The organism is Parapusillimonas granuli, assembly GCF_013416525.1.
GTDB classification, from domain to species: domain Bacteria; phylum Pseudomonadota; class Gammaproteobacteria; order Burkholderiales; family Burkholderiaceae_B; genus Parapusillimonas; species Parapusillimonas granuli.
Genome location: NZ_JACCEM010000004.1, coordinates 376,137 through 391,068 on the forward strand (window position 1 = coordinate 376,137; position 14,932 = coordinate 391,068).

The window sequence follows — 14,932 nt, forward strand, 5'->3', positions numbered from 1 at the left end:
TCATCTTATGGCGCGCTGCGCCGCAAGCATAACCCGCCCGCCAGGATTCCACCGCCCATGAACCGTTCCGAACTGACCAACGAAGAAGAAATCACCACACTGGTTCACAGATTCTACGACAAGGTGCGCGCGGACTCCCTGCTCGGCCCCGTCTTCGATGCCCACATCGACGACTGGGACCACCACCTGGCGATCATGGTGCGCTTCTGGTCTTCGCTGCTCCTGGGCTCCGGCACCTACAGCGGCGCGCCCATGCCCAAGCATGTCGCGCTGCCCAGCCTGGACGCCGGCATGTTCCGCCATTGGCTCGCGCTCTTTCACGAAACGACCAGCGAACTTCCCAACCGCGCCTTCGCCGCGGAAGCGGAAAAATTCGCGCAGCGCATCGCCCGCAGCCTTTGGTACGGATACCAGATCAACAATCACCCGAATCGCCTTCCCACGGAACTCCATCATGGCTGAGCTTCTTTCCATTTCCGAACCCGGCAAGCCCCCCCAAGACAAGCCCGACCTCACCGCCTTCCTCAGCCTGGGATTCCGGCCGCTGTACATCGCAGGCTGCGCGTGGGCGCTGATCTCCATCGGCATCTGGATCTACGCGCCAGGATGGCTATCCACGCCCCTGGGCGGCGTCGCCTGGCATGCCCATGAAATGCTCTGGGCCTTCATCGGCACCATCGCCGTGGCATTCCTGCTGACCGCCAGCGCCACCTGGACCGGCTTCAACCCCTTGAAAGGCTGGCCACTGGCCGGCCTGGCCGTGCTGTGGCTCATTGCCCGCGCCGGCTTTCTCGTCGGCGGAGAAACCGCCTTCCATATTGCCTGCGCCAGCGAACTCGCCTTCTTCGTCATCAGCTCCGCCTGCCTGCTGCGGGTCATGATCAAAGGCAAGAGCCGGCGCAACTACGGTGTGCCCTTCATGCTGCTGGCGCTGGGCGTCGCCGACGGCCTGTTCCTGCGCGCGGCGCTGCGCGGCGACTACATGGCCCTCTTGCACCACTTCGACCTCGGCCTGATCTGCATGGCCATGATCGCCCTGCTGATCGCCCGGCGCGTCATCCCGTTTTTCTCCATGCGCATGGTTCCCGGGCTGGAGATCCCCATGCTGGTGCGCAGCGGCCACGTGCAGCTGGGCCTGAGCGCCCTGGCGATCCTGCTGGGTCTTGCGGGGCAAGGCGCGGCCATGGGCGTCGCGCTTTTCCTGGTGGGGCTCGTCAGCCTCTGGCAATTGGGCCGCTGGAAGCCGCTGGCGGTGCTGCGCAAGCCCATGCTGTGGATTCTATACCTGGGCTATGGGGCCATAGGCGTGGGGCTGATGGTCGCCGCTGCGCAGTTCAGCGGCGTGAGCTCCGGCGTCCTGGCGCGCAGCGCCACGCACGTACACCTGATCGGCATGGGCGGGTTCGCCGTCCTCATCATCGGCATGGTGACCCGGACGGCGTTGGGGCACCTGGGCAGGCCTCTTGCGCTGGACGGCAGCATGCTGCTGAGCTATTACCTGATGATCGCGGCCGTGGTGCTGCGCCTGGCCGCGCTATGGCCGTCGAGCGCCACCCTGCATTTCCTGCATGCGGCCGCGCTGAGCTGGATGGCCTGCATGGCCTTGTATCTCTGGCGCTTCGTGCCCATGCTGATACGGCCGCGCTACACGGCGCCGCCCCGGCCGGCGGCAACGCCGCCCGCCGCGCCGCTCAAGCCCCGCGCCGGTTGAACGAGGCCCGGCCCGATGCGCCTGACCACCATGACCGACTACGCCATGCGCATGCTGATGTACGTGGCGCAGCACCCCGACCGCCTATGCACCATCGCGGAGATCGCGAAGTACTACGGCGTGTCCGAACCCCACCTCATGAAGATCACGCACAAGCTCGCCCAGCACGGCTGGCTGGAGACGGTGCGCGGCAAGCACGGCGGCATGCGGCTCGCCCGCCCGCCCCGGGAAATCAACCTGGGCGCCATCCTGCGCGACATGGAAAACGACTTCGCGCTGGTGGAATGCCTGGACGGAGGCAGCCACTGCATACTGGCGGACCGCTGCGGGCTGACCGGCGTGGTGCAAGGCGCGCTGCAGCAGTTCATGCGCCACTTCGAGCAATACACGCTGGCCGACATCATGCCGCAGGACCCGGCGGCCGCCGCGCCCCTGACACAATACGTGAAACTTGAAAACGACGTGTTCAGCCCCGTGGATCAGGGCTCGAAATAGCGCAGCAGCTTGGCGAGCTCCGGGCGCACCGCCCGAAGCTCGTTCAAGTGCGCCGTGGACAGCGTCGCCAGCTTGCGTTCGGCCAACGCGGTCAGCGCGATGCGCACCCGCCGCCGATCGGCCGGGTCCCGGTAGCGCTGCACCAGTTCCATGCGCACCAGCCGGTTGATCAGCTCCACCGCGCTGTGATGCCGGATCAGCAATTGCGCCGCGACGTCCCCCACGCTGGGCGCCTGGCCGTCCACGCTCATCGCCTTGATGGCAAGCAGGGCCTGATGCTGCTGTGGCATCAGGCCCGCCTTCATCGCCGCGTCTTCACTGAAGGCCGAGAACCGGCGCAGCGCGAGCCGGAAAGTAGCCAGGGCCCGGTAATCGGCCGGTGTCGGGTTGCCGTCCGGGCTCTTGGAGGGGTTGTTGTACGAAGTCATTTAGACGAGATCGCAGCGCACCGTAATGGGGTGTGCGCGCAGCACCGACATGACGGTGTCGTCCACCGTGCCTTCGACGTCGGTGATCACGTAGCCGATCTGGCCGCGCGTCTGGAGTTGCTGGCTGGCGATGTTGAGCCCATGCTCGGCCATCATGTTGCTCAGGGTGCCCATCGCCCCGGGCAGGTTGCGATGCACGTGCAGGATGCGCGCTGCGCCCGCCACCGGCTGGTAGGGGATTTCGGGGAAATTCACCGCGCCCTTGGTGGTGCCGCTGAGCACGAAGCGGGCGAGCTTTTCGGCCACTTCGCGCCCGATGTTCTCTTGCGATTCCTGGGTGCTGCCGCCGATATGGGGCGTCAGGATCACGTTGCGCTTGCCGATAAGCGGGCTGGCAAGGGGCTCGTCCACGCTCTTGGGCTCGACGGGGAATACGTCGAGCGCCGCGCCCGACAGATGGCCGGAGTCGAGCGCCGCGCACAGCGCGTCGATGTCGACCACCGTGCCGCGCGATGCATTGATGAGGATGGAGCCGCGCTTCATCGAGGCGAGCGCGGCGGCGTCGATGATGTTGTGCGTGCCTTTGCCGCCCGGCACGTGCAGGGTGACCACGTCGGCCTGCGCCAGCAGCTTCTTCAGCGAGGTCATGGCGCGCGCATTGCCCAGCGGCAGCTTGGCTTCGATGTCGTGGAAAATCACCCGCATGCCGGCGGCCTCGGCCAGCGTGCCGACCTGGGAGCCGATATTGCCGTAGCCGATGATGCCCAGGGTCTTGCCGCGGGCCTCGTAGGCGCCCTCCGCCGTCTTGTCCCAGTGGCCGTGGTGCACCCGGTCGTTCTTTTCGGGAATGCGGCGCAACAACAAAATGGCCTCGCCCAGCACCAGTTCCGCCACCGAACGGGTGTTGGAAAACGGCGCGTTGAACACCGGCACGCCGTGCATCATGGCGGCTTCCAGGTCCACCTGGTTGGTGCCTATGCAGAAGCAGCCGATGGCCCGCAGGTCGGGGGCGCCGGCCAGCAAGGCGGCGTCGATGTGGGTGCGGGAACGGATGCCCACGAGATGCGCGCCGCGCAAGGCTTCGCGCAGCGCATCCGGAGGCAGTGAGGAGGCGTGGGTGACGATGTCTTCGAAGCCTGCCGCGTTGAAGACTTCCCTTGCGCTAGGGTGAATATTTTCGAACAAAACGATGCGCGTCATTGAATATCCCGGCTGACGAAAAAAGGTTTCATTGTGGACCATTTTAGGACGAAATGCCCTTGAACCCATCGTACAAGCAGGGATTAGTGCAACGCAACATCAATCGGCGCCCATCGGCGCCCGCGCAAAACGAGGTCAGAAGCCCACGGCCTGCCCATCGCGGCGGCTGTCGCTGGCCGCCACATAGCCCTGCTCGTTGTCGGTTTCCGACATGCGCCAGATGAACTGGCCCGCGCCGAAATCCATGTAGGGATCGTCCACCGAATGCAACTGGTGGCCCAGCGCGCGCAGGCCTTCGGCGACCGGCGCCGGGGTGGTGGATTCCAGGTCCAGGGTGAAATCGCGGTTGACCTTCCAGCGCGGCGCGCAGCATGCCGCTTGCGGCTGCTGGTCGTAGTCGATCATGCGGATCACCGTCTGCAGATGGCCTTGCGGCTGCATGTCGCCGCCCATGACGCCGAAGCTCATGACCGGGCTGCCCTGGCGCGTGAGGAAGCCGGGAATGATGGTGTGGAAAGGCCGTTTCCCGCCTTCGACGGCATTGGGCGAATCCGGATCCATCGAGAAGCCATAGCCCCTGTTCTGCAGGCTGATGCCCGTGCCGGGCACCACCACCCCCGACCCGAAGCCCATGTAATTGGACTGGATGAAGGACACCATCATGCCTTTTTCGTCGGCGGCGGTCAGGTATATGGTGCCGCCCGCATGGGGCCGGCCCGCCTGGAAGTGCGTGGCCCGGTCCAGGCGGATCAGCTTGGCGCGGCTGTCCAGGTAGTTGTCGTCCAGCATTTGCGCAGGGGTCACGCCCATGCTGCGCGGATCCGACACGTAGCGATACAGGTCGGCGAAAGCCAGCTTCATGGCTTCGATCTGGATGTGCTGCGATTCGACCGAGTCCACGGGCAGATTGCGCAGGTCGAAGCGCTCGGCGATGCCGAGCGCGATCAAGGCCGCGATGCCCTGCCCGTTGGGCGGGATTTCATGCAGGGTATAGCCGTGATAGTCGCGGGAAATGGGCTCGACCCATTCCGGCTTGTAGCCACGCAAGTCTTCGAGCGTCATGGCGGCGCCGCACTCCTTGCTGAACGCGGCGATTTTATCGGCCAGCACGCCTTCGTAGAAATCGCGGCCATGCGACTGCGCGATGCGGCGCAGGGTGTCGGCCGCATCCTTGAAGCGGAACTGTTCGCCGATGCGCGGGGCGCGCCCCTGCGGCATGAAGGCCTGCGCGTAGCCCGGCTGGTCTTTCAGTTCTTCCGCGGCGCGGCTCCATTTCCCGGCCACGATGGGCGGGACGACGTAACCGCGTTCCGCGATCTCGATGGCCGGCTCGAACAGGTCCTCGAAAGGCAGGGTGCCGAACTTGCCATGCAGCGCCGCCCAGCCGGCGACGACCCCCGGCACGGTGACCGTGTCCCAGCCGCGCATGGGCCGCTGCGCCAGGCCGTCAGGACCGACACCGTACTTGCGCTTGAAATATTCCACGTTCCAGGCCGCGGGCGCGACGCCCGAGGAATTGAGGCCGTGCAGCTTCTTGCCGTCCCACAATATGGCGAAACAATCGCCGCCTATGCCGCAGGACACCGGCTCGACCAGCGTGATCGTGGCCGCCGCCGCGATGACGGCATCGACCGCATTGCCGCCGCGCAGCAGCATGCGCAGCCCCGCCTGCGCGGCCAGGGGATGGGAAGTGGACACCACGTTGCGGGCGAACAGCGGCACGCGCGGGGTGGGATAGGGGTTGGACCAGTTGAATTCTTTCATGACAAAAAATACGGCGGGGTTCAAAGCATCTAAACTACTATCAAATGCCGTTTAGGGCAATTCAGGTACCGTATGGCATGTCGGCCGCGTCCCGGGCGGCACGCCGGCGAGCCTGCCGATGCAGCACCGACGCCGCGCTTTCGCCGATCAAGTCCTGGTAGACGGAGGCTGCGGTCGCGCCTTCGGTGTTGATCATCAATACGCTGGACCGCTCTTCCAGTCCGAGCTGCCCGGCCAGCGCCGCGTCCCGGCGCAATGCCCGCATGGCGGCAAGCCCGACCACCCCCGACTCCCCGGCGACGATGGGCATGTCGCGCTCGCTGCCTTGGGCCAGCACGCGCATGGCCTCGATGGCCTCGCCGTCTTCGACCGTCATGAAATGGTCGACGGCAGGCGCCAGGAACTTCCAGGCCAGCGGCGAAGCCTCGCCGCAAGCCAGGCCCGCCATCACCGAATCGACCGTGCCGGTGGCTTTGGCGGGCCGCCCATGGATCGCGCTTTGCAGCAGGCAGTCCGCCTGCACCGGCTCGACCACGATGAAACGCGGCCGATGCCGGCCCTGGTATTCCCACAGATAACTGGCAACCCCGGCCGCGATGCCGCCCACCCCGCCCTGCAAGAAGACATGCGTGTAGGGGCCCGCCTGCCCGGGAGACACGCCGGCCTGGGCCACGATTTCCGCCGCGATGGTTGCATAGCCCTGCATCACGTCCAGCGGAATCTCTTCATAGTCCTCATAAGACGTATCGGATATGACCTGCCAGCCATTGGCCGCGGCCAGGCGGGCCGCTTCCGCAACCGACTCGTCATAATTGCCCTCGATGCGCACGATTTGCGCGCCGTACCTGGATATCGCCTCTTCCCGCTCCAGGCTCACCTTGGCATGCAGCACGATCACGCAGCGGCAACCCGCATCGCGCGCCGCGGCGGCCAAAGCGCGGCCATGATTGCCGTCCGTGGCGCTGATCACCGTATAGCCTTGAAGCTGGTCCGCATAACGCCCCGCGAACACGGCAGCGGGGTCCAGCCCGGGCAGCTGCCGCAAAATCCAGCGCAACAGCGCGACCGGCGCGCCCAGCGCCTTGAAGCTGCCCAGAGGCGAGCGCTGCGACTCGTCCTTCACGCTGAACCGGGCCACCCCCAGGCCGGCGGCGACATCGGGCAGCTCATACAAAGGCGTCGGCGCCGGTGCGATTTCCTTCCATTGATAAAGCCACCGGCGGCTTTCCTCGGCACGTTCGACATTCATGAGAGATTGCAGCTCCGCAGGGTAAGTCCCACGCAACGCGTGCTTATTGGTAATCAACATAAGAGCCTCTGGAGAAGAGTTGCATGACAGAAAGAAGGGATCGAACCGCCCTGAGCGGCCGCCGTAGGCGCCGCCGGCGCCCGCGGCCGCCTGCCTGCGGCACACATGGCGGCTGTTCAGGTGCGGCAGGCAGGCATTCGAGCGAAACCGCCGCAGGCCCGCCCGGTTCGGAAACGAGCCAATGATGGAATAATATTCGCCACCAACCGGCAAGTTTTCTTAAAATATCGCCATAGAGCTGTATTTTTTATGAGTTTCTGGCCGTGCATGGCATGGAATACGAATGACGATAAAACTCGATGCCTACGACCGCATACTGCTCGCCGCCATACAGCAAGACGCCCGTACCGCGCAGAGCGAACTCGGGGAACGCGCCAACCTGTCCACCGCGGCGGTGAACCGCCGCCTGAAACTGCTTGCCGGCGCCGGCGTCATAGAACGCTACACCGCACGCCTCAACCCCAAGGCGCTGGGCTATCCCCTGACCATCATCGTCGAAGTCGCAGTAGAGAATGAACGCGCGGATCTCCTGCAGGAAATGCAACGCAGCTTCAAAGCCTGCCCGCAAGTCCAGCAGTGCTATTACGTAGCCGGCGAGTGCGACTTCGTGCTGGTCTTCCTGGTGCGCGACATGGAACAGTACGTAGCGCTGACGCACACCCTGTTCCACGACAATGACAACGTCAAGGCGTTCAAGACCCTGGTGGCAATGGACCGTGTCAAGTACGGGATGGACGTGCCGGTGGATGGGCCGCCAGGGTGAGTTAATAATTCTCTCGGCCGGCTGGCGTGCGGGAGAAACGTGATGGAAGTTGCCAGTTACGGGTTTGCGCGAGGTGTTTCCGTCCGTATGGCCCGAGGGTATGCCGAGCAGGTAATAGAGTCACAGCACGCGGAGCGAAGTTTCAATCTACACGTCTGCGAAGGGCGTGACTTTCGAGCGGGTCGAGCTTGTTTTCGACACCAAGGTTTCAATCCACACGCCCGCGAAGGGCGTGACCACCAGATTGACGTACAGAGGCAGGCCCACATAGAGTTTCAATCCACACGCCCGCGAAGGGCGTGACTACCGTTTTACCGCCTCTGCCGGGGCGCGTACGGACGTTTCAATCCACACGCCCGCGAAGGGCGTGACTAACCGGCTCCAGGCAGAGATGAACCGCACGGGCGTTTCAATCCACACGCCCGCGAAGGGCGTGACGTCAGCCCGGGCGTGTTTACACGGCAGATCAGACGTTTCAATCCACACGCCCGCGAAGGGCGTAACACGTCCCTCAGATCGGCAGCAATCTGCATGGGATGTTTCAATCCACACGCCCGCGAAGGGCGTGACTTTATACAGTAAACCTGCCTTCCCGGGCAATACAAGTTTCAATCCACACGCCCGCGAAGGGCGTGACACGTGATGATCCTGGCCTTTCTCTTCGCCAGGGCGGTTTCAATCCACACGCCCGCGAAGGGCGTGACTCTGTAGCCATATCGAGAGATCGTGTGTCTAGAGGTTTCAATCCACACGCCCGCGAAGGGCGTGACATGTCCGGTACTGATACATACGCAGCCAAAATCGTGTTTCAATCCACACGCCCGCGAAGGGCGTGACTCGCCCTTGCGCAAGGGCCTAATTTCCGCTTCGGCGGTTTCAATCCACACGCCCGCGAAGGGCGTGACTCGGTTGATGATGTATGCAATGCGCATAAGTGAAGTTTCAATCCACACGCCCGCGAAGGGCGTGACCATCAACCGCTTGCTCGGCCGCATCGGCGATCTGGTTTCAATCCACACGCCCGCGAAGGGCGTGACCCGGCCGCGTGGCCCCAATGGGGGAAGTGAGCCTGTTTCAATCCACACGCCCGCGAAGGGCGTGACATTTTTGAGACGTAGGTTCTGCCGGCATGTAACGGTTTCAATCCACACGCCCGCGAAGGGCGTGACGAGCGGGCGCAGCGTGTGCAGGCGATCTTCGACCGTTTCAATCCACACGCCCGCGAAGGGCGTGACCCGTTGCGGCGGCATAAGGAGGTTGACATGCGCAAAGTTTCAATCCACACGCCCGCGAAGGGCGTGACGCCCGGTCTGGATATACGGCAGGTGGAAATAGAGACTGTTTCAATCCACACGCCCGCGAAGGGCGTGACTCGGGCAATTGCACGGATACCCCACTCGGGCGACGTGTTTCAATCCACACGCCCGCGAAGGGCGTGACACCTAGTAGGGCGGAGGCGATGCAGCAGTACAGCAGGTTTCAATCCACACGCCCGCGAAGGGCGTGACTCTTTGGTCGTTCTGGGTAACGGCCCACCGAATCCGTTTCAATCCACACGCCCGCGAAGGGCGTGACCGGGCGCGTCGTGGGCCTTGCGTTCAAGTCGGACGTTTCAATCCACACGCCCGCGAAGGGCGTGACTGTGCCACGGTAACACAATGATTCCTTGAAGAAATTACTCACAAATCCGCGAACCCGCCCTATGAGACGAGCCTTGATCACTACCAAGCACGCACTGCTCGATAAGAAACCAAATAAATCAATAGCTTATAGGTATCGCGAATCTATGGGGAATTGGCGGGATGCTTCCGGTTCGCGGAGCCGTGCTCAGAACACCAATGGGCCGGCTAAGTCCAGCACAGCCTTGGCGCCTACATGCTCGACACGGCTCTTCCAGTTCTTGCCCAGATAGTAGAACCGCAGGCTGTCCAGCTCCGGATCAATCAAGTCCAACAGACGCTGCTTGAGTATCACCCATTGCGCGGGTTCAACTTCGATCTCAAAAACTGAATATTGCGCACGCTGCCCATAATCGCGGCAGGCTTTGGCCACCCTGCGCAAGCGCCGATCGCCGCCTGCATCACGCGTGCTGACATCATAGCTGACCAATACCATCATAGTCGCCGCTCACTTCCACAAGAAAGGCGGATAAGCTTCAAGATCGCCTCGTAAATGACGTGCCATCAGTTGTGCCTGAACCAACGGAAATAGGCCTACGGCAAGCTTTTCGTCCAGGAACGCATGGCGCATTTCCTCGCGCTTACGCTCTTGATAAGCCACCAGCACGGTTTTGCGCAACTCTTCTTTCAACAGCACGGCACCATTGTCGAGCTGAATAAAATCACGTGGCCCCAACTGCCGGCGATTGATCAGCGACAGCGCAAGACGGTCTGCTAGAAATGGTCGAAACTCCTCCAGCAAGTCCAGCGCTAAGCTGGGCCGCCCGGGTCGATCCCGATGCAAAAAGCCAACGGCGGGATCAAGCCCGACCGTTTCCAGTGCGGCACGGCAATCATGGGTCAGCAAGGTATAAAGGAAAGACAACAAGGCGTTCACAGCGTCCAGCGGCGGACGTCGGCTGCGTCCTTTGAAGCGCAACGCCGCATCCTTGACCCTGACGAGGTGATCGAAGACACCGAAGTATGTTTGCGCGGCATCACCTTCCAACCCGCGCAATACGTCCAGAGTTCGCTCCTGCAGCAGCCGGACCGAGATCCTGCGCAAGCGCTCATGCGCTTGCGTCAGCTCGCCATGAGCGGTGGCCGCCATGGCCTCACCATGATCCCTCAAGGCACGCCCCAGCACTGCCCTCTGGTTATGAACTTTGCCCAGCAGCAGGTTGCGCACGATCAGAGCACACCGTTCCGGGTCGTCGGTACGGCGATACTGTTCGCGCCGCAACAAGACATTGCCTGATACGGGCCCTTCCACGCGCGCCAGGAACTTACCGTTGGAAGACAGAAAGCTCACGCAGATGCCTTGCTCCGTGCAAAACCCCATCAAAGGCGGCGATACCATCACCCGACCCATGCAGACCAGGCTTTCCAGCATGTGCACCGGCAAACGGGCTTTCTCCGCTCCCTCCACTTCCATTACCACATTGGCGCCGTCCTTCTTTAGCCAAGCGCCGTCCGTCGTCACGTACAAGGTGTTGAGTTGTCGCCGCATTTTTTCAGGTTTCCTTTTCATCCCGCAGCTGTCGTACCAGCCAGGCCGTCACGGCGCCGGCACGCGTCAGCAGACGAGGCTGGCAAAGATCAAGCAGCGAGCAACTGTCGCAGCGCTTGGCATCATATGTCGCTAAAGGCGTGTGGGCCGAGATGAACATGTCGCGTGTTTGCTCAATGATTTGCCGCGTCAGTGAACGCAATGCTTCATCGAACATCACCACCTGCCGCCGACGTGGCATGCCGTAAAACAATGCCCCTTCTTCCACCGGCACCTTGAACATGTCTTCCAGGCACAACGCCTGAGCACATAGCTGCACCTCATCCGCCCGATGCGCTTTGGATCGTCCCCGTTTGTACTCTACCGGATATGGGCGTTCACCATGCCCTCCTGCGTGGAACTCCACTACGTCAGCCACGCCGCCTATGCCTAAATCCATGCAGGAAATTGGCATGGCGGTAACCGTACGCACACCATGACGGCGCTCTATTGCAGGGATATCCGCCCGATCATGCAACAGGCGCCCTTCCGCGGTATGACGGTTTTCCGCCCATTGCTGCTCCAGATGGATGAGTGCGCACTGGCGTGGGCAATACAGCATGTGCTGCAGAGCGGAAATGGGGATGAGGTCGACATCCATGGCATCCCCTTGCCGGCATCAAAGCATTTGGTGCGCAGTCACGCCCTTTGGCAAGGCTTCGACGTTCACGCTGACACGGTAGTCCGCAAAGCTGCGCGCCGGGCCGTCGTCCTGCGCATTGATGCGTTCGACGGCGACAGTATCGAACAACACATGCGCAGGCGCATCACCCATTGCGCTCGCATGCTCGAACACGATCAATTTGCGCGCCGCCATTTCACCACGCGCCGCGGAACGGTCGTGTTCAAACATGTTGATAAGCGCGCGCCACAGCAGATCCAGATCAACATCCGAAAAACCGGTGCGCTCCGCCAGCTTGGCGGATACAAAACCATGGGCGCGATACAAGCCGTAAGGCAGGATGTGCTTGCGGCCCATGGTACGGTTGTCGCCGCTCTGCGCTTCAGCTTCTTTCTCGGTCGTGACCGCCATGCGCGTGATGGACACTTCCAGCGGCAGCACGGGTTCCACGGAAGAGGCAAAACCCAGTTGCACCGGGCCGCGCACTTGGCCTGCATTGACACCCGTGGTCATTACCGCGCCAAAGGTTCGCACGTCAAAAAAGTTGCCGCACATCCAGGCTGTAATTTCGCGCGCCTTGGCTTCGTCCTTGGGCAGCTTTTTATAGCCATCCTTCGCGTCGGGCGAAATATCGAGAGCCTTCCAGGCCTTTTCATGCTGCAGATTGAGAACGGCCTTCTCCTGCATGTAGATGGCGTAGCCGGCTTCCCCTTCCTTGTCCAAGGTAACGAAGTTGCGGATCTTGCGTTTGAGCGCAACGTCGGTCACCAACCCATGGTTGGTTTCCGGATCCAGGCGCGGCAGATTGCCTGCATCGGGATCCCCATTGGGATTGCCGTTGGTGACGTCGAACAGATAAACGAATTCGTAGCGGCGGGCGATGGCGGTCATCAAAGATCTCCTTGCATATCAGTTATCGACGGACTCGTCCGGAGTTTCATCCACTCCATCATCACGGCTGGTGAAATAAGTCTGCGCCTGGTGGTAATAGCCGATAGCGAATCGACCCTGATCTTCGATCTTCAATGCGCGTGGAAACTGCGTGGGCAATTCGCCAACAATCTCCTGGATGTCCTTTTCCAGCATCACGGCCAGACCTTTCTTTTCCTTGCGCAACTTGCTCATGTGGTTCTGCGTGTTGCGCAACAGCACCGGAAAGATCGATGCGGGCGTAGCCGAGGCCGCCCCGTAATAGCGATCACGAATCGTGGCATTGACTTGCCCGCCCAGCGCACAGCGCTGCACATACTCTTGCGCAGCGAACAGCCGGCCAAGCAGGTAACCGGGTTGAGTGGATTGCTTGTCGAGACTCACGGGGATCTCCTCATTGGAAGTACGGATGCCCAGGCGGCGCTCGCGTGCCAGGACGCCTTTGCACAAGGCTACACGCAGCCCGGAGATGTCTCCGTCGGCGCGCAGCCGCATGATGGTGTTGGTGAGCAGGCTGCGCGGATAAGGCGCACCACTGAGAATCGCGCGCGTCATTTCGCCGATGATGTTGTTGATCGCATCATCCGCCTTGGGTTTGGTACCGCCGCGGTGCGGTACGGTGGCAAGCACAAGACGGTACACAGACGGTTCGCTGCGCCACGGGCGCGGTTCCAAACGCAAGTCGGCGGCATGAGCAGCGATACGGCGAGCAAACTCCAGCAACGTATCGGCCTGCCAGAAACGCACCGACAGGCGCGAGGCATTGGGCGCCAGCCCCAGCACATAAATGCGTGTAGCGGGGTCCAGCCTGGGATCGAGCTCTTCAAGCGGGCGCCCTTTTGCCACGTGGTCGAGCACCAGGCGGACTTTTTCCGCTTCAGACGCATCGTCAGGCGGGCGATTCAGGAAATTGCCAAACAGATCTTCGGCTTCCGCAGCCTTGTCGTCGTTATCGGCCTCGGCCCAGAATACAACCGACGTATCGCCAATCTGCAGACGCTGGCGATTGTGCTCGCTTTTCCGCAACAGATAATTCAATGCGGTCGTATAGGCGAAGGCCGCCGCTTCGGAAACCGGCGCATTGGCACCTTGATTCTTGCCGTAGGAGGTAAAGGCGTCCAAATTGAAGGAAACAATGGCCGCCCCCGCCGTCTGTGCGCCCCATACTCCTTTGATCGAAGGATGCAGGCGTGCGGGTGGCAGGGTTTCACCGCTCACCAAGCACATGGTAGCTGCGGAGCGCGACTCATCATCGCCGTCCGACAGCCGCGCCCGCAGGGCTTGCGCCGCCGGCCGCTCATGCAGGAAAGCAAGTTCGCCATCCAAGCGAAACACCACATTGGCATCGACCATGTCCGCGGGAAAGCCGCGCATCTCGAATTGATCGGGTGTCCAGCTTCGCAGGAACGCCAACAAAGCTTGCAGGCCCGGGTCTTCCTCATCGGCCAGCATTGACTCATGCAGCAGACGGAAGGCTTCATGCTCCTTGTCCGCGCGATTGCTGGTGTTGCTCACACCGAGGACGTAGCTGGTCTTGTCCCACAAGGCGTTCGGCTTGATTCCCATCGTACGCTTCTCGGCCTGGGGCACGTTCAGCAATTTGGGCTGCGGCTTTTTACCCGAAGTATCGCGAATGTCATTGACCTGCACGGCGGAGCCGTCTGGCGCCAGCAGGATTTCATAGCTGATCTTCTCGGGGCTGTACCCATATGGCGCCACGCCTTCGGCTTTCTGCGCAATCAGCCGCTGGTAGTAGCGCATGAGCGCTTGCAGAATCATGCCTTGACCTCTTCCGTCCGCCAAGGAGGCACCTCGACCATGCCATTCACCAGCCGCGCCCGAAAGAATCGGGGCGTCATGCCCTGCGCGAAATCGATGTCATGCAGCATCCAGCCGAGGTCCTTGTCTTCTTCCCGCAAGGGTTGCGGCTCGGGCCAGTCCGCGTCAGTTTCGATCAAGGCAAAATGAGCGGGAAACTCGCGCACGCCCATGCAAGGCGCATGAAAGCACTGCCCCTTGCGGGCGCGGCGATTGAAGATGTCGAGATGCTTGCCGACCGTATCGTCAGGCCCGGCCTTATCGGTGAGTTCGAAATGCGCTTCTATGACATAAGCCACGTCGCGCAGAATCGTGGCGGCCCGCTGCTGGCGCTCTTCGTCCACATAGCTTGCCAGGCCTGCGGTGGAGCCAGCCTTCATTGCCTTGACCACGTTGGCCGGCGATAATTTGCTGCCTACTTCGTTGCGGCGAATGGACTCGAAGCGGATTGGCCGCAGCACGTGGATTCGGTCTATCACCCAGCGAATGGCGGGCTTCCAGTGAATGGCTTCCAAGATGCCGCGCGCTGCGGAAGGCGTGATCACATCGTAGCTCACGCGTTCCACTTTCATCTCAGGCCGCGTAAAGCAGGCCCTTTCGCCCCAGATGTGCAGGCGGATTCCGTAGCTCATGGCTCCCCTCCCAAACTTTTGTTGGGTTTAGCATTTGATTACATCTTAGCCAT

At 62.0% G+C, this 14,932-nt stretch carries 14 protein-coding genes and 1 CRISPR repeat array; of the genes, 4 read left to right on the plus strand and 10 right to left on the minus strand.

What is annotated here, in order from left to right; all coding sequences use genetic code 11:
- Window positions 1-57: 57 nt before the first annotated feature.
- Genes H0A72_RS09435 through H0A72_RS09445 form a run of 3 tightly spaced genes read left to right on the plus strand, consistent with a single transcriptional unit; the run spans window position 58 to window position 2,206 of the window.
- Window positions 58-462: a group III truncated hemoglobin gene (locus H0A72_RS09435; RefSeq protein ID WP_180154817.1), complete on the plus strand. Its 405-nt coding sequence runs from the start codon at window positions 58-60 to the stop codon at window positions 460-462.
- Window positions 455-1,711 carry an NnrS family protein gene (locus tag H0A72_RS09440; RefSeq protein WP_180154818.1) on the plus strand — a complete coding sequence of 419 codons (1,257 nt, stop codon included), beginning with the start codon at window positions 455-457 and terminating at the stop codon, window positions 1,709-1,711. Before H0A72_RS09435 ends, H0A72_RS09440 begins: the two co-directional genes overlap by 8 nt.
- A gap of 15 nt (window positions 1,712-1,726) precedes the next feature.
- Window positions 1,727-2,206: an RrF2 family transcriptional regulator gene (locus H0A72_RS09445; RefSeq protein ID WP_180154819.1), complete on the plus strand. Its 480-nt coding sequence runs from the start codon at window positions 1,727-1,729 to the stop codon at window positions 2,204-2,206.
- On the opposite strand, the gene H0A72_RS09450 is transcribed toward H0A72_RS09445, so the two are convergent.
- From H0A72_RS09450 to H0A72_RS09465, 4 genes are all read right to left on the minus strand, one after another.
- On the minus strand, window positions 2,191-2,634 hold the full coding sequence (locus H0A72_RS09450; protein WP_180154820.1) for a MarR family winged helix-turn-helix transcriptional regulator: 444 nt from the start codon (window positions 2,632-2,634) through the stop codon (window positions 2,191-2,193). The genes H0A72_RS09445 and H0A72_RS09450 overlap by 16 nt on opposite strands.
- Complete coding sequence (gene serA, locus H0A72_RS09455; protein WP_180154821.1) at window positions 2,635-3,834, minus strand: phosphoglycerate dehydrogenase; 1,200 nt, start codon at window positions 3,832-3,834, stop codon at window positions 2,635-2,637.
- 135 nt (window positions 3,835-3,969) lie between these two features.
- The gene (locus H0A72_RS09460) at window positions 3,970-5,598 is read right to left on the minus strand and encodes a gamma-glutamyltransferase family protein (protein WP_180154822.1); all 1,629 of its coding nucleotides are present in this window, start codon (window positions 5,596-5,598) and stop codon (window positions 3,970-3,972) included.
- Window positions 5,599-5,659: 61 nt separating this feature from the next.
- Complete coding sequence (locus H0A72_RS09465; protein ID WP_180154823.1) at window positions 5,660-6,907, minus strand: diaminopropionate ammonia-lyase; 1,248 nt, start codon at window positions 6,905-6,907, stop codon at window positions 5,660-5,662.
- 283 nt (window positions 6,908-7,190) lie between these two features.
- On the opposite strand from H0A72_RS09465, the gene H0A72_RS09470 reads away from it, so the two are divergent.
- Entirely contained in the window at window positions 7,191-7,670 is a 480-nt protein-coding gene (locus H0A72_RS09470) for an Lrp/AsnC family transcriptional regulator (RefSeq protein ID WP_180154824.1), read from the plus strand.
- A gap of 139 nt (window positions 7,671-7,809) precedes the next feature.
- A CRISPR array of direct repeats spans window positions 7,810-9,311; the repeat unit is 32 nt; unit sequence GTTTCAATCCACACGCCCGCGAAGGGCGTGAC.
- A gap of 186 nt (window positions 9,312-9,497) precedes the next feature.
- On the opposite strand, the gene cas2 is transcribed toward H0A72_RS09470, so the two are convergent.
- From cas2 to cas5c, 6 genes are read right to left on the minus strand one after another with little or no spacing between them, the layout of a single operon-like run.
- Window positions 9,498-9,788: a CRISPR-associated endonuclease Cas2 gene (gene cas2 / locus H0A72_RS09475; RefSeq protein ID WP_180154825.1), complete on the minus strand. Its 291-nt coding sequence runs from the start codon at window positions 9,786-9,788 to the stop codon at window positions 9,498-9,500.
- A 9-nt stretch (window positions 9,789-9,797) separates the two neighbouring features.
- Window positions 9,798-10,838 (minus strand): type I-C CRISPR-associated endonuclease Cas1c, encoded by a 1,041-nt coding sequence (gene cas1c / locus H0A72_RS09480; protein ID WP_180154826.1) that lies wholly within the window; start codon window positions 10,836-10,838, stop codon window positions 9,798-9,800.
- A gap of 4 nt (window positions 10,839-10,842) precedes the next feature.
- On the minus strand, window positions 10,843-11,478 hold the full coding sequence (gene cas4, locus H0A72_RS09485; RefSeq protein ID WP_180154827.1) for a CRISPR-associated protein Cas4: 636 nt from the start codon (window positions 11,476-11,478) through the stop codon (window positions 10,843-10,845).
- Between the two features lie 18 nt (window positions 11,479-11,496).
- Entirely contained in the window at window positions 11,497-12,390 is an 894-nt protein-coding gene (gene cas7c / locus H0A72_RS09490) for a type I-C CRISPR-associated protein Cas7/Csd2 (protein ID WP_180154828.1), read from the minus strand.
- 18 nt (window positions 12,391-12,408) lie between these two features.
- Window positions 12,409-14,208 carry a type I-C CRISPR-associated protein Cas8c/Csd1 gene (gene cas8c / locus H0A72_RS09495; protein ID WP_180154829.1) on the minus strand — a complete coding sequence of 600 codons (1,800 nt, stop codon included), beginning with the start codon at window positions 14,206-14,208 and terminating at the stop codon, window positions 12,409-12,411.
- The gene (gene cas5c, locus H0A72_RS09500) at window positions 14,205-14,879 is read right to left on the minus strand and encodes a type I-C CRISPR-associated protein Cas5c (RefSeq protein ID WP_180154830.1); all 675 of its coding nucleotides are present in this window, start codon (window positions 14,877-14,879) and stop codon (window positions 14,205-14,207) included. Before cas5c ends, cas8c begins: the two co-directional genes overlap by 4 nt.
- Window positions 14,880-14,932 lie beyond the last annotated feature (53 nt).